This window comes from Mycobacterium gordonae (assembly GCF_002101675.1).
Classification (GTDB): domain Bacteria; phylum Actinomycetota; class Actinomycetes; order Mycobacteriales; family Mycobacteriaceae; genus Mycobacterium; species Mycobacterium gordonae.
On sequence record NZ_LQOY01000155.1, the window covers coordinates 152,849 to 177,062 of the forward strand.

Consider the following 24,214-nt stretch of genomic DNA (forward strand, 5'->3'; position numbering starts at 1 on the left):
CCCCCTCTCGGTGGCGAAGTAGTGACCGAGACTAATGGTCTCGTAGGTAGACCGTTAATCTCGTTTCCAAACAGGGAGGTGCATCACAATCACCGACGGGAGTTACCGGGATCCCCGTCCGGCACGCTCGCGGGCCCGTTTGCTGGAGGCCGCGGCCTCGCTGCTGCGCACGGGGGGTCCCAGCGCCGTGACCGTTGACGCGGTCACCCGGGCCGCGAACGTCGCCAGAGCCACCCTGTATCGCCATTTCCCGAGCGGAAACGATTTGCTGGCAGCCACTTTCAGCAGTCTCATACCGCCGGCGCCGATGCCGCCGGCCGACGGGCCGTTGCGCGACCGGTTGTTGGCGCTGGTCCTGGCTCAAGCCGAGTCCATCGCCGAAGCACCTGCCGTGCTGACCGCAATGGCTTGGCTGGCGCTGGGTCCCGACCTTCAGGAGCTACCCGAGCCCGCAGACCAGCTGGCCGCGCAGAGCGCGATTACCAGCCTGCGCGAGCGCATCGCCCAGCAGTACGCGGCGCCTTTCGACGCGCTGTTCGACGGCCCGCAGGCCGCCGAGTTGGGGGAGGTGGACCGATCCAGCGCCATCGCGCTGCTAATCGGCCCATTGGTCCTCGGCCGGCTCAGCACGCTGCCGGACTTCGATTATCGAGAGACGGCGCGCGCCGCCGTGGACGGCTTCCTCGAGGTGCAGTGCCGCCGTGCCCCCGGCGTCAACCCGAACATCGAATCGGCAGGTGCTTGAGTCCGGTCCCGGGCCCGATCGAGCCGTCCGCACCTGGCTGGCTCGCTGAATTCTCAGAGACCGGTTCGGTCCTTGATCCGTTGCCGGACCGCCGCCTTTCCCTCGGCGAGGGTCGCCAGGCCCAATCGGGTGGCGTTCCATCTGCTTTCGTTGTCGTGCACCCACCGCGCATAGACCAGCTCGGAGTGCTCCAAGAGCTGGATGGCCTCCAGTGTCGACTCCTGCACCGGCCTGGCCGGCAGGATGAAACCCGTCCGCGCGGGAAAACCGCGAAACATCCAATCGGTGAAGTCGGACAGCGCCAGCGGGGAGGCCTGACCCGAGGGCGCCCGAAGGTCAGGATCGAAGGCCGACATGAGTTCCGCCGCCAGCTCGCCCGGCGGCGCGCCGTTGATCCAGTCGATCATCGGTTGCGCGGGGTCAGGTTCCCCCGGGCTCGGCCCGAATACCGGCATGCGCAACTCCTTCCGCGGGTCCCGGCCACCGGATCGCAGCGTACGCGCGACCTGCGGTGATAGTTATGGGGAGGCGTGCCTCGGTGGGCCGGTTGCAGCAATGACCTGAGATTTGGCCGTCGCGGTGATCTGAGGCATACTGTTCAGGTTGCCTTGCGCCAGGTTCACCCCTGGCCGGGCATACGACCAGCGCCCACCATGGGCGCGTCCGGTCCCCACCTTGGAGCGCGACTATTTCGGCCGCCTACGAGGCTGCGTGCGGGTGACACACCCGAGCGCGGGGAGCGGTTGAACCACGACAGGTAAACAGCGGCGCAGTATCCGGCGCAACGCTAGAGCGGCCCTCCTCGGGGAGGTCGATCCACGCGTCCGGGGGCACCGAGTCCTTTTACGGGCTCACATGTGGGAGAAGAGGTAGGAGAAGCGTGGCGGGACAAAAGATCCGCATCAGGCTCAAGGCCTACGACCATGAGGCTATTGACGCCTCGGCGCGCAAGATCGTCGAGACCGTCGTCCGTACCGGAGCCAGCGTCGTAGGACCGGTGCCGCTGCCGACGGAAAAAAACGTGTACTGCGTCATCCGCTCTCCGCATAAGTACAAGGACTCGCGGGAGCACTTCGAGATGCGGACACACAAGCGGCTCATCGACATCCTCGACCCGACGCCGAAGACCGTTGACGCGCTGATGCGCATCGATCTTCCGGCCAGTGTCGACGTCAACATCCAGTAGGAGCTTGGGCAGCAATGGCGAGAAAAGGCATTCTGGGTACCAAGCTGGGCATGACGCAGGTATTCGACGAGAACAACAGAGTCGTGCCGGTGACTGTCGTCAAAGCCGGGCCGAACGTGGTGACCCGCGTCCGTACCCCGGAGCGTGACGGATACAGCGCCGTGCAACTGGCTTACGGCGAAATCAGCCCACGCAAGGTCAACAAGCCGGTCACCGGCCAGTATGCGGCCGCGGGAGTCAACCCGCGCCGGCACCTGGCCGAGTTGCGGCTGGACGACGCGGAAGCGGCGGCCGAGTACGAGGTCGGCCAGGAGCTGACGGCGGAGATCTTCGCCGACGGCGCCTACGTCGACGTCACCGGCACGTCCAAGGGCAAGGGCTTCGCCGGGACGATGAAGCGGCACGGATTCCGTGGGCAGGGCGCCAGCCACGGCGCCCAGGCGGTGCACCGGCGCCCGGGTTCCATCGGTGGATGTTCCACTCCGGCAAGGGTTTTCAAGGGCACCCGGATGGCCGGCCGGATGGGTAACGACCGGGTGACCGTGCAGAACCTGGTGGTGCACAAGGTGGACGCCGCCAACGGCGTGCTGTTGATCAAGGGAGCGGTCCCCGGCCGCACCGGCGGACTCGTCGTGGTCCGCAGCGCGATCAAACGAGGTGAGAAGTAATGGCTCTCAAGATTGACGTGAAGACGCCCGCCGGCAAGGTCGACGGCTCCATCGAGCTGCCCGCCGCGTTGTTCGACGCACCGGCCAACATCGCGCTGATGCACCAGGTGGTCACCGCGCAACGCGCCGCGGCGCGTCAGGGCACGCACTCGACGAAGACCCGCGGCGACGTCAGCGGCGGTGGCCGCAAGCCCTACCGTCAAAAGGGGACTGGCCGCGCCCGGCAGGGGTCGACGCGTGCTCCGCAGTTCACCGGCGGTGGCGTGGTGCACGGCCCCAAGCCCCGCGACTACAGCCAGCGCACGCCCAAGAAGATGATCGCTGCCGCTTTGCGCGGGGCACTGTCCGACCGGGCCCGCAACGGACGTATTCACGCGGTCACCGAGCTGGTGGAAGGGCAGACTCCTTCCACCAAGAGCGCCAAGGCATTTCTGGCCACGCTGACCGACCGCAAGCAGGTCCTGGTGGTCGTCGGCCGCAGCGACGAGGCCGGTGTGAAGAGTGTGCGCAACCTGCCGGGTGTGCACATCCTGCCGCCAGACCAGCTCAACACCTATGACGTGCTGCACGCCGACGACGTGGTGTTCAGCGTGGAGGCCTTGAACGCCTATATCTCAGCTAATACAGCCAACCCGGCATCTTCTTCCGAGGAGGTTTCGGCCTGATGGCGACCATCGCTGACCCCCGCGACATCATTCTGGCGCCGGTCATCTCCGAGAAGTCCTACGGGCTGCTCGACGACAACGTGTACACCTTCGTGGTGCACCCCGACTCGAACAAGACGCAGATCAAGATCGCGATCGAGAAGATCTTCGCCGTCAAGGTCGCATCGGTGAATACCGCGAATCGGCAGGGCAAGCGCAAGCGCACCCGGTCCGGTTACGGCACGCGCAAGAGCACCAAGCGCGCCATCGTCACCCTGGCACCGGGCAGCAAGCCGATCGACTTGTTCGGAGCCCCGGCCTAGCCCGGCGCGCGCGAGAGAGAGACCTGATCAGACATGGCAATTCGCAAATACAAGCCGACGACCCCCGGTCGTCGTGGCGCCAGCGTGTCGGATTTCTCCGAGATCACCCGATCCACTCCGGAGAAGTCACTGGTGCGCCCCCTGCACAGCAAGGGTGGGCGTAACGCACACGGCCGGATCACCACCCGCCACCAGGGCGGTGGCCACAAGCGCGCCTACCGGGTTATCGACTTCCGTCGCAACGACAAGGACGGCGTCAACGCCAAAGTTGCGCACATCGAGTACGACCCGAACCGCACCGCACGGATCGCACTCCTGCATTTCCTGGACGGCGAGAAGCGCTACATCATTGCGCCGAACGGACTTTCGCAGGGCGACATCGTGGAGTCGGGTGCCAACGCCGACATCAAGCCCGGCAACAACCTGCCGTTGCGAAACATCCCGGCCGGCACCCTGGTGCACGCCGTGGAGCTGCGGCCCGGTGGTGGCGCCAAGCTGGCCCGCTCGGCCGGCTCGAGCATTCAGTTGCTCGGCAAAGAAGCAACCTACGCCTCGTTGCGCATGCCCAGCGGGGAGATCCGCCGCGTCGACGTCCGCTGCCGCGCCACGGTCGGTGAGGTGGGTAACGCCGAGCAGGCGAACATCAACTGGGGCAAGGCCGGCCGTATGCGGTGGAAGGGCAAGCGCCCCTCCGTCCGTGGTGTGGTGATGAACCCGGTCGACCACCCGCACGGCGGTGGTGAGGGTAAGACCTCCGGTGGTCGCCACCCGGTCAGCCCGTGGGGCAAGCCGGAGGGCCGTACCCGCAACCCGAACAAAGCCAGCAACAAGCTCATTGTCCGACGCCGGCGCACCGGCAAGAAGCACGGCCGGTAGGAGTAACCAACCATGCCACGCAGCCTCAAGAAGGGCCCGTTCGTCGACGACCATCTGCTCAAGAAGGTCGACGTGCAGAACGAGAAGAACACCAAGCAGGTCATCAAGACCTGGTCGCGACGGTCGACCATCATTCCCGACTTCATCGGCCACACGTTTGCGGTGCACGACGGCCGCAAGCACGTGCCGGTGTTCGTCACCGAATCGATGGTGGGTCACAAGCTGGGGGAGTTCGCGCCCACCCGCACCTTCAAGGGACACATCAAGGACGACCGGAAGAGTAAGCGGCGATGAGTACTACCACCGAATATCCGTCGGCGACCGCCAAGGCGCGGTTCGTGCGGGTGTCGCCCACCAAAGCGCGTCGGGTCATCGATCTGGTGCGTGGCCGGTCGGTGACCGACGCACTCGACATCCTGCGCTGGGCGCCGCAGGCGGCCAGCGAACCGGTGGCCAAGGTGATCGCCAGTGCCGCCGCCAATGCGCAGAACAACAACGGCCTGGACCCGAACACTCTGGTGGTGGCCACCGTCTACGCCGACGAGGGCCCGACCGCCAAGCGGATCCGTCCGCGTGCGCAGGGCCGCGCGTTCCGCATCCGGCGGCGCACCAGCCACATCACGGTGATCGTGGAGAGCAGGCCCAGCAAGGACGAGCGCTCCTCGAAGTCCTCGCGGACCCGTCGCGCCGAGGGCAGCAAGGCCGCCGCGAAGGCGCCCGCGAAGAAGGCGCCTGCCAAGAAGGCGGCCACCAAAGCGCCCGCCAAGAAGGCACCCGCGAAGACGTCTGAGGCTTCTGAAGCGAAGGGAGGCTCAGACTAGTGGGCCAGAAGATCAATCCGCACGGCTTCCGCCTGGGTATCACCACCGACTGGAAGTCACGCTGGTACGCCGACAAGCAGTACTCCGAGTACGTCAAGGAGGACGTCGCCATCCGGCGGCTGCTGTCCTCGGGCCTGGAGCGTGCGGGCATCGCTGATGTGGAGATCGAGCGGACCCGCGACCGGGTCCGGGTCGACATCCACACAGCGCGGCCGGGCATCGTCATCGGCCGGCGGGGCACCGAGGCCGACCGCATCCGCGCCGACTTGGAGAAGCTCACCAAAAAGCAGGTGCAGCTGAACATCCTCGAGGTGAAAAACCCCGAGTCCCAAGCGCAATTGGTGGCCCAGGGCGTCGCGGAGCAGCTGAGCAACCGCGTGGCGTTCCGCCGGGCGATGCGCAAGGCCATCCAGTCGGCCATGCGCCAGCCCAACGTCAAAGGCATCCGGGTGCAGTGCTCGGGCCGTCTGGGTGGCGCCGAGATGAGCCGCTCGGAGTTCTACCGCGAAGGCCGGGTTCCGCTGCACACGCTGCGGGCGGACATCGACTATGGCCTGTACGAGGCCAAGACCACCTTCGGCCGCATCGGCGTGAAGGTCTGGATTTACAAGGGCGACATCGTCGGCGGCAAGCGCGAACTGGCTGCCGCCGCACCGGCCGGTGCCGACCGCCCGCGTCGCGAGCGGCCTTCGGGCACCCGTCCGCGCCGCAGCGGCGCCTCGGGCACCACGGCGACCGGCACTGACGCCGGCCGTGCCGCCGGCGGCGACGAGACCGCCCCCGAAGCAGCAGCGCCGGCAGTAGAAGCGCAGAGCACGGAGAGCTGAATCATGTTGATTCCCCGCAAGGTTAAACACCGCAAGCAACACCACCCGCGCCAGCGCGGTATCGCCAGTGGCGGCACCGCGGTGAACTTCGGCGACTACGGGATCCAGGCGCTCGAGCACGCCTACGTCACCAACCGGCAGATCGAGTCCGCTCGTATCGCCATCAACCGGCACATCAAGCGTGGCGGCAAGGTGTGGATCAACATCTTCCCGGACCGCCCCCTGACCAAGAAGCCCGCCGAGACCCGGATGGGTTCCGGTAAGGGTTCACCGGAATGGTGGGTCGTGAACGTCAAGCCCGGACGCGTGCTGTTCGAGCTGAGCTACCCGAACGAGCAGATCGCCCGCGCGGCGCTCACCCGAGCCATCCACAAGCTGCCGATCAAGGCACGCATCGTTACCCGAGAGGAGCAGTTCTGATGGCAGTGGGAATTTCCCCTGGCGAACTGCGCGAGCTCACCGACGAGGAGCTGCAGGAGCGGGTCCGCGAGTCCAAGGAAGAGCTGTTCAACCTGCGCTTCCAAATGGCTACCGGTCAGCTCAGCAACAACCGCCGGCTGCGCACGGTGCGGCAGGAGATCGCGCGCGTCTACACGGTGCTGCGCGAACGAGAACTGGGTCTGGCTAGTGGGCCCGACGGGTCCGACGGTAAGGAATCGTGATGGCAGAGGCGAAGAAAGCGGCCCCCAAAGCGGAAGCTCCCGCAAAGGAGAAGGGCCCCAAGCACACTCCGGCCAATCCCAAGCCGCGCGGTCGTCGTAAGACCCGCATCGGCTACGTGGTGAGCGACAAGATGCAGAAGACGATTGTCGTGGAGCTCGAAGACCGCGTGCGGCACCCGTTGTACGGCAAGATCATTCGGACGACCAAGAAGGTCAAGGCCCACGACGAGAACAGCATCGCCGGCATCGGCGACCGCGTCTCGCTGATGGAGACCCGGCCGCTGTCGGCGACCAAGCGCTGGCGCCTCGTCGAAATCCTCGAGAAGGCCAAGTAGCTCGGGCGAGCAGACGCGAAAGCCCCCGTTTCGTAGGCGAAACGGGGGCTTTCGCGTCTCTTCGCGCGGGCAGGGGAGTCCTTGCCAGACCCGTGTCCACCGGCTAGGGGACAACGGATATCACCACACCCCGGCCGGTCGGAGGACACCGCTCGGCGAATCGCGTTGTTAGTTTTTCGGTACGTGATTCAAACGCCGAGAAGAAAGAGAAGTCGTGTCCCACGAGATGCTGTTCTGCGAGAGCGAGACCGTTTACTCCATGCCCATCTACAGCGCCGGCGACATCTGCGAGTAGTCGAGTCGAGCCATACCGTCACTGACCCTGACGCCGCCGGGCATGCAGCCATCGGGTGGTGTCGGGGTCAGTTGTCTGCAGAGCCAGTCCCGCCCGCAGCAGCTCGTCACGAATTGCCTGCGCAGGTATCTCCTCGGCAGTCAGCGACTGGCGCCACACGCGGCCGTCGATCGCCAGGGAGAACTCGCCGATGCTGATGCCGTCGCTGTTGGAGTGGATCGTCAAGGTCGTCGTCACATCGCCCAGCGTCAGAGACTTCGACCAGCCGGCCGGACGGGCCGCGAGCAATGACGGCGGGGCCCACTGCAAGATGGCCTGCCCACCCGGCGCCAGATGATGTGCGACGGTGGCCAACACCGCCCGGCGTTGCTCGATGCCCGGGTAGTTGATCATGTTGCCGATCACCAACACGGCGTCGAACCGCTCGGCCAGGCGCAAGCCCTCGATGCGGGCCCGGACCGTTCGTGCCGCGCGGACGTAAGCCAGCATCTCCGGTGAGTCGTCCACGGCGGTGACCCGATGACCCAGTGCCGCAAGGGGATCGGCGATCCGGCCGGTCCCGGCGCCCAGGTCGAGCACGGAACTCCCCGGCGCCAGTTGCGCTTGGATGTATTCGATCTCGCCCAGGGACGGCAGCCGGCGGTAGATCTCCACCCCGGTCCCGTCGTCGGCGAAGGCGCCCGGTGGTGCGTCGTCAGCCATCGATGACGTCCTCCCGGATGGGCGGTATGCTTTCGACCCCTGATCCAAGGGAGCTCATGAGAACCTACCCCGCGACTGGTCCGCTCGGTGTCGATCTCACCGATCCGGGCAACTTCGCCGACGGGTTCCCCTACGACGTGTTCGAGGCGCACCGCCGCGACGCTCCGGTGTTCTGGCACGAGCCGACCCGGCACACGCCCGATGGTGAAGGATTCTGGTCGGTAGCGACTTATGCCGAAACCAGTGCGGTGCTGCGTGATTGCGCCACCTTCTCTTCGGAGACGGGGGGCAGGCGACCCTTTGGTGGCACTCTGCTGCAGGACATGCCGGTGGCCGGCCGGGTGATCAACATGATGGATGATCCCCGGCACGCCGATATCCGGCGGCTGGTCAGCTCGGGCCTCGGGCCCCGGATGATCGGCCGGGTCGAGGACGACCTGCGCCGACGTGCGCGTCGCTTACTCGATCAGATCGAACCGGGTGTGCCGTTCGACTTCGCGCTCGAGATCGCCCCGGAGCTACCGATGCAGATGATCTGCATTCTGTTGGGGGTGCCCGAGTCCGACCGGCACTGGCTGCTGGCCGAACTCGAAGAGGTGCTGGATTTTCGCGGCTCTCGAAAAGACTATGTGGCGCGGGTGATGGGCGAGAACGCCGACGCCCGCCGGGGCGACTACGGCCGCGAACTCATTGCCCGCAAACGTGCCGAGCCCGCTGACGACATGCTGTCCGTCGTCGCCAATGCCACCGTGGACGGCGCGCCGCTGCTGTCCGACGACGAGGTGTATCTGTTCTTCAACCAGCTGTTCAGCGCCGGCAGCGACACCACCCGCAACGTCACCTCAGTGGGGCTGCTCGCCTTCGCCGAGCACCCCGACCAGTGGCGGCGGTTACGCGGCGATGCGAGCCTGTTGCCGACGGCGATCGAGGAACTGGTGCGCTGGACGACGCCGTCGCCGTCCAAGCGGCGTACCGCCACCCGCGAGGTCACCCTGGCCGGCCGGCGCATCGGCGCGGGCCAGAAGGTGGTGGTGTGGGAGGGCTCCGCCAACCGCGACCCTAGTGTGTTCGACCGCGCCGACGAGTTCGACATCACCCGAAAGCCCAACCCGCATCTAGGTTTCGGGCATGGTGTGCACTACTGCTTGGGTGCCAATCTGGCCCGGCTGGAACTGCGGGTGTTCTTCGAGGAACTGCTGTCACGCTTCGAGCAGGTCGAAGTCACGGGACCGGCGCACTGGGCCGGCAGCAACCGGCGCAACGGACTTCGCAGCCTGGTCGTCCGGCTGAGCTGACAGCCGGCCGGCGCTGTGAAATCTCAGCAGTTTTCTACCTGGCGCGTGTAATGTCCACGGACGTTCGGGTGGTCAATTCAACGGTGAGGCTGGCGGCATATGACGGGGTCGACGCAGTTCAACGGAAAGATCGAACTGGATATTCGCGATTCGGAACCGGATTGGGGTCCGTACGCGGCGCCCACTGCTCCGGAGAACTCGCCCAACATCCTGTACCTGGTATGGGACGACACCGGAATCGCGACCTGGGACTGCTTCGGCGGCCTGGTCGAGATGCCGGCCATGACGCGGATCGCCGAACGCGGCGTGCGGCTCTCGCAGTTCCACACCACCGCGCTGTGTTCCCCGACCCGGGCGTCGCTGCTGACCGGCCGCAACGCCACCACCGTCGGCATGGCGACCATCGAAGAGTTCACCGACGGCTTCCCCAACTGCAACGGGCGCATCCCCGCCGACACCGCGTTGCTCTCCGAGGTGCTCAACGAGCGCGGTTACAACACCTACTGCGTGGGCAAGTGGCACCTGACGCCGCTGGAAGAGTCGAGCATGGCCGCCACCAAGCGGCACTGGCCGACGTCGCGCGGCTTCGAGCGCTTCTACGGGTTCATGGGCGGGGAGACCGACCAGTGGTACCCGGACCTGGTCTACGACAACCACCCGGTGACCCCCCCTGCCACGCCCGAGGACGGCTACCACCTGTCAAAGGACCTTGCCGACAAGACCATTCAGTTCATCCGTGACGCCAAGGTGATCGCGCCCGGCAAGCCGTGGTTCAGCTACGTCTGCCCGGGCGCCGGTCACGCGCCGCACCACGTATTCAAAGAATGGGCGGACAAGTACGACGGCGTGTTCGACATGGGCTACGAGAAGTACCGTGAGATCACGCTGGAGAAGCAGAAGGCGATGGGAATCGTGCCCCAGGACACCGAGTTGTCGCCGATCAACCCCTACCTCGGCGTCAAAGGACCCAACGGCGAGCCGTGGCCGCTGCAGGACACGGTGCGGCCTTGGGATTCACTGAACGCCGAAGAGAAGAAACTGTTCAGCCGGATGGCCGAGGTGTTCGCCGGCTTCCTGAGTTACACCGACGCCCAAATCGGCCGGATCCTGGACTACCTGGAAGAATCCGGTCAGCTGGACAACACCATCATCGTGGTGATCTCCGACAACGGAGCCAGCGGCGAGGGCGGGCCGAACGGCTCGGTCAACGAGGGCAAATTCTTCAACGGCTACATCGACACCGTCGAGGAGAGTATGAAGCTCTTCGATCAGCTCGGTGGTCCGCAGACCTACAACCACTACCCGATCGGGTGGGCGATGGCGTTCAACACGCCCTACAAGCTTTTCAAGCGTTACGCCTCGCACGAAGGCGGTATCGCCGACACGGCAATCATCTCCTGGCCCAACGGTATTGCCTCGCACGGTGAGATCCGGGACAACTACGTCAACGTCAGCGACATCACCCCGACCATCTACGACCTGCTGGGCATGACGCCGCCGGACACTGTCAAGGGCATCGCACAGAAGCCGCTGGACGGCGTTAGTTTCAAGGCCGCTCTCGAGGATTCGGGCGCCGACACGGGCAAGACGACGCAGTTCTACACCATGCTGGGCACCCGTGGGATCTGGCATGAGGGATGGTTCGCCAACACTGTGCACGCCGCCACTCCCGCCGGTTGGTCGCACTTCGATGCCGACCGCTGGGAGTTGTTCCACATCGAGGCCGACCGCAGCCAGTGCCACGACCTGGCCGCCGAGTACCCGGACAAACTCGAGGAGCTCAAGGCGCTGTGGTACTCCGAGGCCGAGAAGTACAACGGGCTGCCGCTGTCGGACCTGAACATCATGGAGACGATGATGCGCTCGCGGCCCTATCTGGTGGGCGAGCGCGACAGTTATGTGTACTACCCCGACTGCGCCGACGTCGGGATCGGCGCCGCGGCGGAGATCCGCGGCCGCTCCTTCGCCGTGCTGGCCGACGTGACGGTGGAGACCACCGGTGCCGAAGGGGTGCTCTACAAGCAGGGCGGAGCGCACGGCGGGCACGTACTGTTCATGCAGGACGGACGTCTGCAATACGTCTACAACTTCCTCGGTGAACGCCAGCAGCAGATCCAGTCCAACGGCCCGATTCCGTTGGGACGGCACCTGTTCGGGGTCCGCTACGAACGCACCGGGACCGTCCCGAACAGCCATACCCCGATCGGCAACGTGACGCTGTACTTCGACGAGCACCCCGTCGGGACGTTGCCCGACGTGGTGACCCACCCGGGTACCTTCGGGCTGGCCGGCGCCGGTATCACGGTAGGCCGCAACGGCGGTTCGGCGGTGTCGAGCAAGTACAAGGCGCCGTTCGTGCTCACCGGCGCTTCCGTCGCCCAGGTCACCATGGACCTCTCCGGCCGACCTTATGAAGACGTGGAAAAGGCTCTTGCGCTTGCCTTTTCGCGTGACTGAGGTGACCGCGAAAGAATCCCGCCTGGTCGGCCTGGTCCGCCTCATCGGCCTGGTCTGCCTGGTGGGTGCCCTGGCCGGCTGCGATTCGCATACCGGAGGGTCCGCCGCGCCGCACCCGGATCCCGCCGAGCCGGTCCCCGGCATCGCGCCCACGCACCCGGACCGCCTTCCGCCGAACGCGCTGTCCTGTCTGGTAACGCCCGCAGGTGACGGCGAACCGATTCCCGCCGCGGTGGCCGACCCGCAAGCCCCGCGGATCACCATCACGGTGCCGCGTGGGTGGACATCGGCTCCGGGCGCCGGCGACACGGCGTTGACGTCCAACGGTCCGGACACCCTGGCCGCGACGGTGACCATCGCGGCGACCGACCTGACGCCCGAGAGCGCGTTCCTGCGGCACACCGCAACTGTCGGGGGCGCGCTGCCCCGACTGAAGTTCTCTGTTATGGGCTCACCGTTCTGTGGCTACAGCAGCCAGCAACTTGCCGGTACCCTGCAGGGGCCGTCCGGCGGCATCGACTTCGCCGATCGGATCACCCACATCTGGACCAACACCAAGCAATACCTGGTGACCATTCACGTGCAAGCGAATTCCGGCACCCCCGGCTTCAAGGAGGCGAGATCCGCATTGACACAGGATTTCGCCGTCGTCATACCCTGAAGCGGTGTTGACGGAGCTGGTGGAACTGCCCGGCGGGTCGTTCCGCATGGGTTCGACGAGCTTCTATCCGGAAGAAGCACCGATCCATACCGTGACCGTCGCCCCCTTCGCGGTGGAGCGACACCCGGTGACCAACGCGCAATTCGCTGAATTCGTAGCCGCCACAGGCTATGTGACGGTGGCCGAGCAGCCACTTGATCCGGCGCAGTATCCCGGCGCCAACCCCGCCGACCTGGTTCCGGGGGCGATGGTGTTTCGGCCGACGGCGGGCCCGGTCGATCTGCGCGACTGGCGGCAGTGGTGGGACTGGGCGCCCGAGGCCAGCTGGCGCCGGCCGTTCGGGACCGCCAGCGACCTGGCCGACGCAGCCGACCGGGCCCAGCACCCCGTGGTGCAGGTGGCCTATCCCGACGCCGCGGCCTATGCCCGCTGGGCCGGGCGGCGCCTGCCCACCGAGGCCGAATGGGAATACGCCGCCCGCGCCGGGGCGACGGGGACCTACTCCTGGGGCGAGGAAGAGAAACCCGGCGGCCGGCTGATGGCCAACACGTGGCAGGGCCGGTTCCCGTATCGCAATGACGGCGCGCTGGGCTGGATCGGCACCTCGCCGGTCGGGTCGTTCCCGCCCAACGGCTTCGGCCTGCTCGACATGATCGGCAACGTCTGGGAGTGGACCACGACGGAGTTCAGCGCACACCACCGAATCACCCAGCCGCCCAAGGCCTGCTGCACGCCGACCGGTCCGGCGGACCCGACGGTCAGCCAGACCCTCAAGGGCGGATCGCACCTGTGCGCCCCGGAGTACTGCCACCGCTACCGACCCGCGGCGCGCTCGCCGCAATCGCAGGACACCGCGACCACTCATATCGGGTTCCGTTGCGTAATCGATTCGGAGCCACGCTAAATAAATTCGTGTATCAGTCGCTCTGCGCGTTGTCGGCGGTTAATGTGTGACAAGTTTCGCCTCATTACGCCCGTGCTGTCACCGAAAGGCCGCGACCGATGAGCCACCAGGCCCCGCCGCCCGCACCTCCGGCACCACCGCCCGCCCCTTCGGCTCCCTCATCGCCGCCGCCATCGAAATCGTCGTCACGGGGCAGGCGCATCCTGATCGACCTCGGCGTGATCCTCGCCGTGGTCGTGGTCTACGTGCTCTCGCTGGTCGGTGTGCACCTGCTGGCCACCTCGGCTGAGGGGCTGCCGGAAGCCGACCTGGGCACCACCGAAGACACCGTGGTGCAGGTGAAGATCGAGGAACTGGACACGGTCAACAACCGCCTCAAGGTGAGTGTGCTTGTCATTCCTGAGGATTCGAAGTTCGACAAGAGATTCCACACGCTGACTCAAGACCTCACCGTGCGGATGTACCCAGAGAATGACCTGGGGGATCTGCAGTACCCGGTGGGCAAGTCACCCGCACAACAGACCACCTATCTCGACGCGCAGGGCGATCCCGCCAACTGGCCCTTCGATTCTTACACCACCGGCACCATCCAGGCCCAGGTGTTCGCCGGAACCGGCGAGAACCGGACGGTGGAGGACGCCCGTGTCGAGGTGATCGGAGAGGTCGGAGGCTGGGACGCCACCGTCAGGCGCGTCGGTGAGTCGACCCAGAGTTCGCCCCGGCCAGACGACGCCATCATCACCTTGCACCGATCCAAGAGCACGCTGATCTTCGACCTCGGCATCGTCCTGGTGCTCATCGCGCTGCCCGCTCTGGCGCTGTGGGTGTCCATCCCAATGGCGTTGGGCAAGAAGAAGTTCTTGCCGCCGTTCGTATCCTGGTTCGCCGCCATGCTGTTCGCGGTGGTTCCGCTGCGCAACATCTTCCCCGGCAAGCCGCCCGAAGGGTCCTGGGTCGACCAGGCGATCACGCTGTGGGTGCTGCTGGCACTGATCGTCGCGATGACCCTGTTCATCATGGCGTACCGAAAACAGTCGGACTGAACCCGGTCTGATGCTCGCCACTATGTTCCGCTCACTCGGCTTCGGTGTCCGGGTAGGTCATTCCGCCTGCAGCGAGCCGCCCACTCCGCCGATCGCGTCCACGGCTTCGGACACCCGGGCCTGGAATCCCGCCGGCAGCGGAATGTAGCCGAGCTTGTTCACATCGACCTGGCCCGGCCCGATCGCGGCCTGCAGGAACGCCTTGACCGCCTGCGCGACATCCGGTGCCGGGTATTTGGAGCAGACGATCTCGTAGGTGGCCAGGACGATCGGGTAGACGTCCGGTTGGGCAGGGTTGTAGAACGACGAGATGTCGAGCACGAGGTTGTTGCCCGCGCCGACGATCTTGGCGCCGCTGATGGTTTTCCCGACCGTGTCGGTGCCGATCCGCACGGGCCGCAGCGACCGGCGGCTGGCCGGTGTCTTGATCTCGGCGGCGTAAAGCCCTTGCTCGAGCGCGAAGGACAACTCGTTGTAGCTGATCGCACCCTCGGTGGATTTGACCAACTCCGCCGTGCCCTTGTTGCCGACGGCGCCGACGCCGACGCCGCCGTTGAAGGCCTTACCGGTGCCCTGCTTCCACGCCCCGGCGGACGCGGCGTTCAGATAGGACTGGAAGTTGTCGGTGGTGCCTGAAGCGTCGCTGCGGTAGACGACGCGGATGTCTTCGGCCGGCATCGACGCGTTCAGCGCGGTGAGCGCAGGGTCGTCCCAGCGCGTGATCGTGCCGTTGAAGATCTTGGCGAGCGTGGGCCCGTCGATCACCAGCGTGTCCACGTTGGCGAGGTTGTAGGTAATGGCCAGCGGGCCGAACACGACGGGCAGGTTCCAGGCGTCGGCACCACCGCACCGCTCCTTGGCGGCGGCCGCCTGCTCGGCCGACAGGGGTGTGTCTGATCCGGCCAAATCGGTTTTACCGGAGAGAAATTCGTTGATCCCCGCACCCGAGCCGATGGCGTTGTAGGTGAGCGTCTGTTGGCTGCAGGCGTTGTGGTAGGCGTCGACGAAGCGCCTCATCGCGTGCGCCTGTGCGGTCGATCCGCTGGCCGTCAGGGTCTGTTTGCCGCCGCACTCCACTTTGGCGCCCCTGACGTAGGGGAGGGTGGCCTGGGCGGTGGTGCACGCGGAGAGCAGCAGCGCACCCGTGGCCAGCACGCTGATGGCCACGGTCGGTCGTTCGCGCTTCATGAGGCTCCCTTCACAACGGCACACCGACATTTACAACTGCCGGAATCGGACCGCAGGCAAACATCCGATGAACCGGGCGGCATGCTCCGATGAACGTTCTGGTGGGTCGTCCCGCGCTGTGATCTGACTGCTGGATTACCACCAGATGTATTGCGGGTGAATCAGATTCACTCAAGGCGCGCGGGCCCGACGGGTTCGCTAGCATCTGACGTCGTGCCGTCCCGGAGGTGAGGGAGGCCAGTGTGGCGAGCGGAGGTGTGCGGTGACCACCGAAGCTCCACCCATCCCGTCGGCGGACAAAGCGACGGCGCCGGCGAAGAAGCCGGAGAAATCCCGCATCCTGGTCGGCATCATCATCCTGACGGTCATCGTCATCTTCTACGTCCTGTCGTTGGTCGGCGTTCACTTTCTGCAGAGGTCAGAGGGTCCGCTGCCGCCGCTGGACCTGAGCCAGGGCGGTGGCGATGCCACGATCGTCCAGTTGCGCCTCGAGGAGCTCAAACCGGTCGCCAACCGCCTGACGGTGGATGTCCTTGTCTATCCCAGCATTTCGTCGTACGACAACCGTTTCGATGTGCTGGGCACCGACGTAGCCGTACGCTTGTATCCCACCAGCGACCTGGGGGACCTGCACTACCCGAAAGGCAAGGCGCCGGCCCAACTCAGCACCACCGTGGAAGCGCACGGCGACCCCGGCAACTGGCCGTTCGACTCCTACCGCACCGAACCGATCGCGGCCGACGCCTTCGTCGGGCCCGGCGACAGCCTGAAAAAGGTGCCCGCTCGCGTGGAGGTGACCGGCGCGCTCGATGGCTGGGAAATCAGCGTCAACCGCGTGCATGACCCGGCCGCGCTTCCCACCTCTCGCGCCACCGACAACGGAAACGTGGTCGTCACCTTCAAGAGGGCGAAGGGTCCGCTGATCTTCGATCTGGGCATCTGCCTGGTGCTCATCGCCCTGCCGACCCTGGCTCTGTTGGTGGCGGTGCCGATGGCGTTGGGCAGGAGGAAGTTTCTGCCGCCGTTCGCGACCTGGTACGCGGCGAACCTGTTTGCCATCGTTCCGCTGCGCAACATCCTCCCGGGTGCTCCCCCGCCGGGATCGTGGATCGACCAGGCGATCGTGCAGTGGGTGCTGATCGCACTGGTGACGGCTATGAGCCTGTATATCGTCGCTTGGGTCCGGCAAGGGGACTGATCTACCATCTGACCTCGTGCAGCCCGACGCTCCCACACCCGATCCGGGAGTTGCCGAGCACAAACACATGTCGGTGCGCAAACACCTGCTGCTCGACTCGTCGATTCTCATCGGATTCGCCGCCTTCTACATCTTCACCCTGCTGAACTATCAGTGGCTGGCTCCGCACCCGCTGCCCAAGGTGGATCTGCGCTCCCCGAAGGACACGGTGGTCAAGGTGCACATCGACAACCTGCGCCACAAAGACAACCTGCTCGACGTGACCCTGGTGCTGAAGCCGGATGAGGCGATCGTCGATCCGCGCACCGGGCGGCTGACCGCCGACACGGCGGTGCGCTTTCCCATGCAGGACGACATGGGGGAGCTGACGTACGAGAACGGGAAAGCGCCGGAACCGAAAGACACCACCATCGAGGCCCGGGGTGAGCCACGCAACTGGCCGTTGGACACCTACACCACCGACCCGATCCGGGCGGAGTGGCTGGTCGGGGCGGGCGACGGCAGCCACTACGAGGCGGCCAAGATCGAGGTGGACGGATCGGCCGACGGCTTCGACATCGACGTCGCCCGGGTCGACGACAGCCCCAACGACGTCGTCATCACCCTCAAGCGAACGAGGGCACAACGTATCTTCGACGTCGGTATCTGCCTGGTACTGATCACGCTGCCGGCGGTGGCGTTGTTCGTCGCCATCCAGATGGTGACGCGTCGGCGGCCATTCCTGCCGCCGTTCGGCACCTGGTACGCGGCGATGCTGTTCGCCGTGGTGCCGTTGCGCAACTTCCTGCCGGGCTCCCCGCCGACGGGTGCCTGGATCGACCAGGGCCTGGTGATCTGGGTGCTGCTGGGCCTGGCGGCCGCCATGGTGATCTACATCGTGGCGTGGTACCGAGATCGCGCTTGAGGATCCGCGTCGGCAAGTGAGTCAGGGCCTCCGAGCCCGCGCCACCGCCGCTGTGTTAACGCAGGTGACGCGCAATGTTACAGGCGCGTAGCGCGTCGTAACAAAGGCTGCTAGCAAACAAATGCATTGCTAATCTGGCGCAGTGACAGTACACAGGGAGTTGGCTGCGCCGGTGGGCCCTCGACCCGAGTTCGACCTGGATGAGACGTTCGCGCTGCCCGCACACAGCCCGCAGGACGACGCTCAGCAGGGGCGCCGCCGCCACCTCATCCTGGATGTCTCTATCGTCGTCAGCGTCATCGTCGTCTACCTGTTGTCGCTGTTCGGTTACCACCTCCTGGCCACCTCGCCTGGGCCGCTGCCCGAACCGGACATGACGACCACCGACAACAGCGTGGTCCTGGTGCGCATCGAGCAACTGCACGCCGTCGAGCATCGTCTTGACGTGAAAGTGCTTGTCAAACCTGATGATTCGATGGTCGACCATCGCCTGAACGTCCTGAACACCGACACGTCGGTGCGTTTTTTCCCGCAGAACGACCTGGGTGATCTGCAGTACCCGGTGGGGAAGTCGCCGGCGCAGGTGGCCACCACGATCCCCGCGCACGGCGAGCCCGGCGACTGGCCGTTCGACACCTACACCACCGACACCATCCAGGCCGACGTGCTCGTCGGGACCGGCGACGGCCGTCAGTACAAGCCGGCCCGGGTGGAGGTGACCGGCGTACTGGAAGGGTGGGACGTCACGGCGACCAGGGTCGGGCGCGACAGCCACGACCCCAACCGCCCCGACAACGTGGTCATCACCATCAAGCGGGCAAAGGGACCGCTGGTCTTCGACCTGGGGATCTGCCTGGTATTGGTTGCGCTGCCGACGTTGGCGCTGTTCGTGGCCATCCAGATGCTGACCGGCCGGCGCAAGTTCCTGCCACCGTTTTCCACCTGGTATGCGGCGATGCTGTTTGCGGTCGTGCCGCTGCGCAACATCCTGCCCGGTTCCCCACCCGCCGGCTCCTGGGTGGACCAGGCCGTGGTGATCTGGGTGCTGATCGGTCTCGCGACCGCGCTGATCCTCTACATCCTGGCCTGGCACCGGCAGGGGGACTGACGGCAATTTGGTGCTGAGCAGGGTGTCCCCTAGACTCTAGGGGTTGCCTTGGGCAGACCTCGGCTGGCTTCTGAAGGTAGGGAGCTGGCCCCGCGTGCCCTTCGGTGACAACTGTTTTTCAAGACCGCGCACGTCAGGTGCTCATTGAGCTTGGGTTTCGCCTGCCGCGCGCACCTCCACCAGGTCAGGAGATCGAGTGATTCAGCAAGAATCGCGGCTGAAGGTCGCCGACAACACCGGCGCCAAGGAGATCTTGTGCATCCGCGTGCTCGGCGGCTCGTCGCGACGCTATGCCGGCATCGGTGACATCATCGTCGCCACGGTCAAGGACGCCATCCCGGGCGGCAACGTCAAACGGGGTGACGTGGTGAAGGCCGTCGTGGTGCGCACCGTCAAGGAGCGCAGGCGCCCGGACGGCAGCTACATCAGGTTCGACGAGAACGCCGCCGTCATCATCAAGCCCGACAACGACCCGCGCGGTACCCGCATCTTCGGGCCGGTCGGTCGCGAATTGCGGGAGAAGAAGTTCATGAAGATCATCTCGCTCGCCCCGGAGGTGTTGTAGGTGAAGGTCCACAAAGGCGACACCGTGCTGGTCATCGCCGGCAAGGACAAGGGTGCCAAGGGCAAGGTCATTCAGGCCTACCCGGACCGCAACCGGGTGCTGGTTGAAGGCGTCAACCGCATCAAGAAGCACACCGCGGTCTCGACCAACCAGCGCGGCGCCCGCTCGGGTGGCATCGTCACCCAGGAAGCGCCGATCCACGTGTCCAACGTGATGGTGGTCGACTCCGACGGCAAGCCCACCCGCATCGGCTATCGCGTGGACGAGGAGACCGGCAAGCGGGTCCGCGTCTCCAAGCGCAACGGCAAGGACATCTGACGATGACTACTGCAGAGAAGACCCAGCCGCGCCTGAAAGAGCGCTACCGCAACGAAATTCGGGATGCGCTGCACAAGCAGTTCGGTTATGGCAACGTCATGCAGATCCCGACCGTGACCAAGGTCGTGGTCAACATGGGCGTCGGCGAGGCCGCTCGGGACGCCAAGCTGATCAACGGCGCCGTCAATGACCTGTCGCTGATCACCGGCCAGAAGCCCGAGATCCGCAAGGCGCGCAAGTCCATTGCGCAGTTCAAATTGCGCGAGGGCATGCCGATCGGCGCGCGGGTCACCCTGCGGGGCGACCGGATGTGGGAGTTCCTGGACCGGCTCACGTCGATCGCGCTGCCCCGTATCCGTGACTTCCGTGGCTTGTCGCCCAAGCAGTTCGACGGTGTCGGCAACTACACCTTCGGTCTCGCCGAGCAGTCGGTGTTCCACGAGATCGACGTGGACAAGATCGACCGGGTCCGCGGTATGGACATCAGCGTCGTCACCTCGGCGACGAACGACGACGAAGGACGAGCGCTGTTGCGGGCCCTCGGCTTTCCCTTCAAGGAGAACTGAGCAGATGGCGAAGAAGGCACTGGTCAACAAAGCCAACCGCAAGCCGAAGTTCGCGGTGCGCGGCTACACACGCTGCAGCAAGTGCGGCCGTCCGCGTGCGGTGTTCCGCAAGTTCGGGCTCTGCCGGATCTGCCTGCGCGAGATGGCGCATGCGGGCGAGTTGCCCGGCGTGCAGAAGAGCAGTTGGTGACAGGACACAGGGACTAAACCATGACGATGACGGACCCCATCGCAGACTTCTTGACCCGTCTGCGCAACGCCAACTCGGCGTACCACGACGAAGTGACCTTGCCGCACTCCAAGATCAAGGCCAACATCGCCCAGATCCTCAAGAGCGAGGGCTACATCACCGACTTCCGCACCGAGGATGCCCGGGTCGGCAAGTCGCTGGTCGTCCAGCTCAAGTACGGGCCCAGCCGCGAGCGCAGCATCGCGGGTCTCAAGCGGGTGTCCAAGCCCGGCCTGCGGGTGTACGCGAAGTCGACCAACCTGCCGCGGGTGTTGGGAGGCCTTGGCGTCGCGATCATTTCGACGTCGTCGGGTCTGCTCACCGACCGTCAGGCAGCCAGACAGGGCGTGGGCGGCGAAGTCCTCGCTTATGTCTGGTAGGGCGTGGTAGAGGAGTTTGGATCATGTCGCGTATTGGTAAGCAACCGGTTCCGGTTCCCGCTGGAGTCGACGTAACGATCGAGGGCCAGAACGTCTCGGTGAAGGGACCCAAGGGCACCCTCGAACTGACGGTGGCCGAACCGATCACGGTGTCGCGCAACGACGATGGCGCCATCGTGGTTACCCGTCCGAACGACGAGCGGCAAAACCGCTCGCTGCACGGGCTGTCGCGCACCCTGGTGGCCAACCTGGTCACGGGCGTGACGGAGGGTTACACCACGAAGATGGAGATCTACGGGGTGGGCTACCGCGTGCAACTCAAGGGCAGCAACCTGGAGTTCGCGCTCGGCTACAGCCACCCGGTGGTGATCGAGGCGCCGGACGGCATCACGTTCGCGGTGCAGGCTCCGACGAAGTTCACGGTCACTGGAATCGACAAGCAGAAGGTCGGCCAGATCTCGGCGAACATCCGCCGTCTGCGCCGCCCCGACCCCTACAAGGGCAAGGGCGTGCGCTACGAGGGTGAGCAGATCCGCCGCAAGGTCGGAAAGACAGGTAAGTAGTCATGGCGCAATCACAGGCTGAAGCGCAAAAGCCCGTGGGGCAGAGCGTATCCGCGACCCGCCGGGTCTCGCGGCTGCGCCGGCACGCACGGCTGCGCAAGAAGATCTCCGGCACCGCGGAGCGTCCCCGGCTGGTGGTCAACCGGTCTTCACGGCACATTCACGTGCAGCTGGTCAATGACCTCAACGGCACCACCGTGGCCGCGGCTTCGTCGATCGAAGCCGACGTGCGCGGTCTGGACGGGGACAAGAAGGCCCGCAGCGTGCGGGTCGGGCAGTTGATCGCCGAGCGGGCCAAGGCTGCCGGGGTCGACTCCGTGGTCTTCGACCGCGGCGGCTACACCTACGGTGGACGGATTGCGGCATTGGCCGATGCTGCCCGCGAGAACGGATTGCAATTCTGATGAGCAGCATCAGCTTGATGAACGGAAGGACCGCATAATGGCGGAACAGTCCGCTGGGGGGCAGGGCCCCGACAGCCGCGACGGCCGCGACTCGCGTGACGGACGGGGTCGCCGTGACGGCGGCGGCCGTGGCGGTCGCGACCGGGATCGGGACGGCGACAAGAGCAATTACCTGGAGCGGGTCGTCGCTATCAACCGGGTCTCCAAGGTGGTCAAGGGTGGTCGGCGCTTCAGCTTCACCGCTCTGGTCATCGTCGGTGACGGCAACGGCATGGTCGGCGTCGGTTACGGCAAGGCCAAAGAGGTTCCGGCCGCGATCGCCAAGGGCGTCGAGGAGGCCCGCAAGGGTTTCTTCCGGGTGCCGTTGATCCGCGGAACCATCACGCACCCGGTGCAGGGCGAGGCCGCTGCCGGCGTCGTGCTGTTGCGCCCGGCCAGCCCCGGTACCGGTGTGATCGCCGGCGGTGCGGCGCGTGCGGTGCTGGAATGCGCTGGCGTGCACGACATCCTGGCCAAGTCGCTGGGTAGCGACAACGCGATCAACGTGGTGCACGCGACCGTGGCCGCACTGAAGATGCTGCAGCGTCCCGAAGAGGTGGCCGCTCGGCGCGGTCTGCCCATCGAGGACGTCGCACCGGCCGGGATGCTCAAGGCCCGCCGCGAGAGTGACGCGCTGGCCGCAGCGGCAGCGCGAGAGGGAACGGCACAATGAGCCAGTTGAAGATCACCCAGGTGCGCAGCACCATCGGTGCGCGCTGGAAGCAGCGCGAGAGCCTGCGAACCCTGGGTCTGCGCAAGATTCGCCACTCGGTGATCCGCGAAGACAACCCGCAGACGCGCGGGTTGATCGCAGTGGTGAACCACCTGGTTGAGGTGGAGTCGGCGCCCGAAGGGAAGACACAGTGACCATCAAGCTGCACGACCTGCGGCCTGCGCCCGGGTCGAAGACCGCGCGCACCCGAGTCGGCCGCGGTGAGGGTTCCAAGGGCAAGACCGCGGGCCGCGGCACCAAGGGTACGAAGGCCCGCAAGAATGTTCCGTCGACCTTCGAGGGTGGGCAGATGCCCATCCACATGCGGCTGCCCAAGCTCAAGGGCTTCCGCAACCGGTTCCGCACCGAGTACCAGGTCGTCAACGTCGGCGATATCAACCGGTTGTTCCCCGAGGGCGGCACGGTAGGCATCGACGAGTTGGTGGCAAAGGGCGCCGTCCGCAAGAACGGGTTGGTCAAGGTGCTAGGCGACGGGAAGCTGACCGTCAACGTCGCTGTGACCGCGCACAAGTTCAGCGGCAGCGCGCGGGACAAGATCACCGCCGCCGGTGGCAGCGCGACCGAACTGTAGTACCGCGAGCAGACGCAAAAGCCCCCGCACGCACGGCGTGTCGGGGGCTTGAGCGTCTGCTCGCGCAAGCTAACTGAGCCGTGGAATCACCTCTGCGGCAAGGCGTTCCATCTGCTCGCGGTCTTCTGCGACATTCGCGCCCACCGGATTGAACAGCAGCATCTGGGCGCCGGCGTACATCACTTCGCGCAGACCCCGGATGACATCTTTGGGTGTGCCCGACACCGGAACCGCTTCGACGCCGGCCATGCCTCCGTAAATGCGATGTAGCCCCGCGAGCACGCGTTCGCGGGCCCGGTCGGCGTCGTCGTCGATCATCAGATACACGCGCTTGCCGATGGTGAAGCCTGCCGGGTCTTTCTGTTGTTCGGTCAGTTCACGGCGCACGATCTCTACGGCTTTGGCGAAATCCGCCGTGGACGACGAGCCGGCGCCGAGAAAGGCGTCGCCGTGCCGCACTGCCCGGGCCAGCGCCTTGGGCGCCAGACCGCCGAACCAGATCGGCGGGTGTGGCCGCTGTACCGGCTTCGGCTGAATCGGCAAGTCGTCGACATCGCGGAATCTGCCGTGGAACGTCACCCTGGGCTCGTCCGACCACGCCGCCTTCATCAACTGCAGGCCCTCGGTGAAATGGCTGATGAAGCTGTCCTTATCGACGCCGAAGGCTGCAAACCGGCGCCGGCTCCCGCCAGGAGCGACACCGACGTCGAGCCGGCCGTGGCTGAGACGGTCGACGGCGGTGATCGCCGAGGCCAACTGCAACGGATCATGCAGCGACGTCACCAGGACGGCGACCCCCAGGCGCAGCCGCTGGGTGCAGGCCGCCGCGTAAGCGAGCAGCTCGAGTGGTGCGAGCAATGGCGCGTCACCGATGATCTGCTCGAGCACCCAGCCGCCCTCGAATCCGAGCTGCTCCGCACGGGCCAGGTACGAGCGCAGCCCGTCGGCGTCGAAGTCGCCTGAGGCGAGTTGAGGGATGGCGATCGAGTACCTCACGCGCTCCA

At 65.9% G+C, this 24,214-nt stretch carries 35 protein-coding genes; 30 read left to right on the forward strand and 5 right to left on the reverse strand.

Annotation, left to right across the window (positions count from 1 at the left end; translation table 11 throughout):
• Positions 1–82: 82 nt before the first annotated feature.
• Entirely contained in the window at positions 83–745 is a 663-nt protein-coding gene (locus tag AWC08_RS22550; protein ID WP_082986785.1) for a TetR/AcrR family transcriptional regulator, read from the forward strand.
• A 53-nt stretch (positions 746–798) separates the two neighbouring features.
• Here the strand turns inward: AWC08_RS22550 and AWC08_RS22555 are convergent, their stop codons facing one another.
• The gene (locus tag AWC08_RS22555) at positions 799–1,200 is read right to left on the reverse strand and encodes a hypothetical protein (protein ID WP_142283730.1); all 402 of its coding nucleotides are present in this window, start codon (positions 1,198–1,200) and stop codon (positions 799–801) included.
• Positions 1,201–1,625: 425 nt separating this feature from the next.
• Here AWC08_RS22555 and rpsJ point away from each other — a divergent pair, with 425 nt between their 5' ends.
• Genes rpsJ through rpsQ form a run of 11 tightly spaced genes read left to right on the forward strand, consistent with a single transcriptional unit; the run spans position 1,626 to position 7,087 of the window.
• Positions 1,626–1,931, forward strand: a complete 306-nt coding sequence (gene rpsJ, locus AWC08_RS22565; RefSeq protein ID WP_003873519.1) for a 30S ribosomal protein S10 — start codon at positions 1,626–1,628, stop codon at positions 1,929–1,931.
• A gap of 14 nt (positions 1,932–1,945) precedes the next feature.
• Positions 1,946–2,599, forward strand: coding sequence for a 50S ribosomal protein L3 (rplC, locus tag AWC08_RS22570; RefSeq protein WP_065137392.1), 654 nt, complete (start codon positions 1,946–1,948; stop codon positions 2,597–2,599).
• Positions 2,599–3,264 carry a 50S ribosomal protein L4 gene (gene rplD / locus AWC08_RS22575; RefSeq protein ID WP_065137391.1) on the forward strand — a complete coding sequence of 222 codons (666 nt, stop codon included), beginning with the start codon at positions 2,599–2,601 and terminating at the stop codon, positions 3,262–3,264. Before rplC ends, rplD begins: the two co-directional genes overlap by 1 nt.
• On the forward strand, positions 3,264–3,566 hold the full coding sequence (gene rplW, locus AWC08_RS22580) for a 50S ribosomal protein L23 (RefSeq protein WP_065137390.1): 303 nt from the start codon (positions 3,264–3,266) through the stop codon (positions 3,564–3,566). The genes rplD and rplW overlap by 1 nt, the downstream gene beginning before the upstream one ends.
• A 33-nt stretch (positions 3,567–3,599) precedes the next feature.
• Positions 3,600–4,442 (forward strand): 50S ribosomal protein L2, encoded by an 843-nt coding sequence (rplB, locus tag AWC08_RS22585; RefSeq protein ID WP_065137389.1) that lies wholly within the window; start codon positions 3,600–3,602, stop codon positions 4,440–4,442.
• Between the two features lie 12 nt (positions 4,443–4,454).
• Positions 4,455–4,736 (forward strand): 30S ribosomal protein S19, encoded by a 282-nt coding sequence (rpsS, locus tag AWC08_RS22590; RefSeq protein ID WP_011739061.1) that lies wholly within the window; start codon positions 4,455–4,457, stop codon positions 4,734–4,736.
• Positions 4,733–5,263, forward strand: coding sequence for a 50S ribosomal protein L22 (rplV, locus tag AWC08_RS22595; protein ID WP_065137388.1), 531 nt, complete (start codon positions 4,733–4,735; stop codon positions 5,261–5,263). The genes rpsS and rplV overlap by 4 nt, the downstream gene beginning before the upstream one ends.
• Positions 5,263–6,090: a 30S ribosomal protein S3 gene (rpsC, locus tag AWC08_RS22600; RefSeq protein WP_065137387.1), complete on the forward strand. Its 828-nt coding sequence runs from the start codon at positions 5,263–5,265 to the stop codon at positions 6,088–6,090. The genes rplV and rpsC overlap by 1 nt, the downstream gene beginning before the upstream one ends.
• A gap of 3 nt (positions 6,091–6,093) precedes the next feature.
• Complete coding sequence (gene rplP / locus AWC08_RS22605; RefSeq protein ID WP_055576361.1) at positions 6,094–6,510, forward strand: 50S ribosomal protein L16; 417 nt, start codon at positions 6,094–6,096, stop codon at positions 6,508–6,510.
• Positions 6,510–6,752 (forward strand): 50S ribosomal protein L29, encoded by a 243-nt coding sequence (rpmC, locus tag AWC08_RS22610; RefSeq protein ID WP_065137386.1) that lies wholly within the window; start codon positions 6,510–6,512, stop codon positions 6,750–6,752. The genes rplP and rpmC overlap by 1 nt, the downstream gene beginning before the upstream one ends.
• Positions 6,752–7,087 (forward strand): 30S ribosomal protein S17, encoded by a 336-nt coding sequence (rpsQ, locus tag AWC08_RS22615; protein WP_065137385.1) that lies wholly within the window; start codon positions 6,752–6,754, stop codon positions 7,085–7,087. Before rpmC ends, rpsQ begins: the two co-directional genes overlap by 1 nt.
• Before the next feature lie 313 nt (positions 7,088–7,400).
• On the opposite strand, the gene AWC08_RS22620 is transcribed toward rpsQ, so the two are convergent.
• On the reverse strand, positions 7,401–8,084 hold the full coding sequence (locus AWC08_RS22620) for a class I SAM-dependent methyltransferase (protein WP_065137384.1): 684 nt from the start codon (positions 8,082–8,084) through the stop codon (positions 7,401–7,403).
• A gap of 56 nt (positions 8,085–8,140) precedes the next feature.
• On the opposite strand from AWC08_RS22620, the gene AWC08_RS22625 reads away from it, so the two are divergent.
• The 4 genes from AWC08_RS22625 (at position 8,141) to AWC08_RS22640 (ending at position 13,401) form a co-directional block, all read left to right on the forward strand.
• Positions 8,141–9,379 carry a cytochrome P450 gene (locus AWC08_RS22625; protein ID WP_069433026.1) on the forward strand — a complete coding sequence of 413 codons (1,239 nt, stop codon included), beginning with the start codon at positions 8,141–8,143 and terminating at the stop codon, positions 9,377–9,379.
• A gap of 99 nt (positions 9,380–9,478) precedes the next feature.
• Positions 9,479–11,836, forward strand: a complete 2,358-nt coding sequence (locus AWC08_RS22630; protein WP_085088181.1) for an arylsulfatase — start codon at positions 9,479–9,481, stop codon at positions 11,834–11,836.
• On the forward strand, positions 11,829–12,497 hold the full coding sequence (locus AWC08_RS38465) for a hypothetical protein (RefSeq protein WP_232007766.1): 669 nt from the start codon (positions 11,829–11,831) through the stop codon (positions 12,495–12,497). Before AWC08_RS22630 ends, AWC08_RS38465 begins: the two co-directional genes overlap by 8 nt.
• A 4-nt stretch (positions 12,498–12,501) precedes the next feature.
• The gene (locus AWC08_RS22640; RefSeq protein ID WP_069433028.1) at positions 12,502–13,401 is read left to right on the forward strand and encodes a formylglycine-generating enzyme family protein; all 900 of its coding nucleotides are present in this window, start codon (positions 12,502–12,504) and stop codon (positions 13,399–13,401) included.
• A 64-nt stretch (positions 13,402–13,465) separates the two neighbouring features.
• Here the strand turns inward: AWC08_RS22640 and AWC08_RS38470 are convergent, their stop codons facing one another.
• Complete coding sequence (locus AWC08_RS38470; RefSeq protein ID WP_232007767.1) at positions 13,466–13,603, reverse strand: hypothetical protein; 138 nt, start codon at positions 13,601–13,603, stop codon at positions 13,466–13,468.
• 16 nt (positions 13,604–13,619) lie between these two features.
• Between AWC08_RS38470 and AWC08_RS22645 the strand changes: the two genes are divergently transcribed.
• Positions 13,620–14,444: a DUF4436 domain-containing protein gene (locus tag AWC08_RS22645; protein ID WP_232007768.1), complete on the forward strand. Its 825-nt coding sequence runs from the start codon at positions 13,620–13,622 to the stop codon at positions 14,442–14,444.
• A gap of 57 nt (positions 14,445–14,501) precedes the next feature.
• Here AWC08_RS22645 and pstS read toward each other — a convergent pair whose 3' ends face one another.
• Entirely contained in the window at positions 14,502–15,632 is a 1,131-nt protein-coding gene (gene pstS / locus AWC08_RS22650; protein WP_065137379.1) for a phosphate ABC transporter substrate-binding protein PstS, read from the reverse strand.
• 283 nt (positions 15,633–15,915) lie between these two features.
• On the opposite strand from pstS, the gene AWC08_RS22655 reads away from it, so the two are divergent.
• The 13 genes from AWC08_RS22655 (at position 15,916) to rplO (ending at position 23,210) form a co-directional block, all read left to right on the forward strand.
• Positions 15,916–16,830, forward strand: a complete 915-nt coding sequence (locus AWC08_RS22655) for a DUF4436 domain-containing protein (RefSeq protein WP_232007772.1) — start codon at positions 15,916–15,918, stop codon at positions 16,828–16,830.
• A gap of 16 nt (positions 16,831–16,846) precedes the next feature.
• Positions 16,847–17,734 carry a DUF4436 domain-containing protein gene (locus AWC08_RS22660; protein ID WP_232007769.1) on the forward strand — a complete coding sequence of 296 codons (888 nt, stop codon included), beginning with the start codon at positions 16,847–16,849 and terminating at the stop codon, positions 17,732–17,734.
• A gap of 196 nt (positions 17,735–17,930) precedes the next feature.
• Complete coding sequence (locus AWC08_RS22665; RefSeq protein ID WP_372513545.1) at positions 17,931–18,842, forward strand: DUF4436 domain-containing protein; 912 nt, start codon at positions 17,931–17,933, stop codon at positions 18,840–18,842.
• 196 nt (positions 18,843–19,038) lie between these two features.
• The gene (rplN, locus tag AWC08_RS22670) at positions 19,039–19,407 is read left to right on the forward strand and encodes a 50S ribosomal protein L14 (protein ID WP_065137376.1); all 369 of its coding nucleotides are present in this window, start codon (positions 19,039–19,041) and stop codon (positions 19,405–19,407) included.
• Entirely contained in the window at positions 19,408–19,725 is a 318-nt protein-coding gene (gene rplX / locus AWC08_RS22675; protein WP_065137375.1) for a 50S ribosomal protein L24, read from the forward strand. It begins immediately after the preceding gene.
• A 2-nt stretch (positions 19,726–19,727) separates the two neighbouring features.
• Positions 19,728–20,291, forward strand: coding sequence for a 50S ribosomal protein L5 (rplE, locus tag AWC08_RS22680; RefSeq protein WP_055580334.1), 564 nt, complete (start codon positions 19,728–19,730; stop codon positions 20,289–20,291).
• 4 nt (positions 20,292–20,295) lie between these two features.
• Positions 20,296–20,481: a type Z 30S ribosomal protein S14 gene (locus AWC08_RS22685; RefSeq protein WP_055580333.1), complete on the forward strand. Its 186-nt coding sequence runs from the start codon at positions 20,296–20,298 to the stop codon at positions 20,479–20,481.
• A 20-nt stretch (positions 20,482–20,501) separates the two neighbouring features.
• A complete protein-coding gene (gene rpsH, locus AWC08_RS22690; protein ID WP_065137374.1) occupies positions 20,502–20,900 on the forward strand; it encodes a 30S ribosomal protein S8 in 399 nt (132 codons plus the stop codon).
• A 23-nt stretch (positions 20,901–20,923) separates the two neighbouring features.
• A complete protein-coding gene (rplF, locus tag AWC08_RS22695; protein WP_065137373.1) occupies positions 20,924–21,463 on the forward strand; it encodes a 50S ribosomal protein L6 in 540 nt (179 codons plus the stop codon).
• Between the two features lie 35 nt (positions 21,464–21,498).
• On the forward strand, positions 21,499–21,867 hold the full coding sequence (rplR, locus tag AWC08_RS22700; protein ID WP_120794575.1) for a 50S ribosomal protein L18: 369 nt from the start codon (positions 21,499–21,501) through the stop codon (positions 21,865–21,867).
• A gap of 37 nt (positions 21,868–21,904) precedes the next feature.
• Positions 21,905–22,579 (forward strand): 30S ribosomal protein S5, encoded by a 675-nt coding sequence (rpsE, locus tag AWC08_RS22705; protein WP_065137372.1) that lies wholly within the window; start codon positions 21,905–21,907, stop codon positions 22,577–22,579.
• A complete protein-coding gene (rpmD, locus tag AWC08_RS22710) occupies positions 22,576–22,773 on the forward strand; it encodes a 50S ribosomal protein L30 (protein ID WP_055580328.1) in 198 nt (65 codons plus the stop codon). Before rpsE ends, rpmD begins: the two co-directional genes overlap by 4 nt.
• The gene (gene rplO, locus AWC08_RS22715) at positions 22,770–23,210 is read left to right on the forward strand and encodes a 50S ribosomal protein L15 (protein ID WP_065137371.1); all 441 of its coding nucleotides are present in this window, start codon (positions 22,770–22,772) and stop codon (positions 23,208–23,210) included. Before rpmD ends, rplO begins: the two co-directional genes overlap by 4 nt.
• A gap of 69 nt (positions 23,211–23,279) precedes the next feature.
• Here rplO and AWC08_RS22720 read toward each other — a convergent pair whose 3' ends face one another.
• Complete coding sequence (locus AWC08_RS22720; RefSeq protein ID WP_065137413.1) at positions 23,280–24,206, reverse strand: LLM class flavin-dependent oxidoreductase; 927 nt, start codon at positions 24,204–24,206, stop codon at positions 23,280–23,282.
• Positions 24,207–24,214 lie beyond the last annotated feature (8 nt).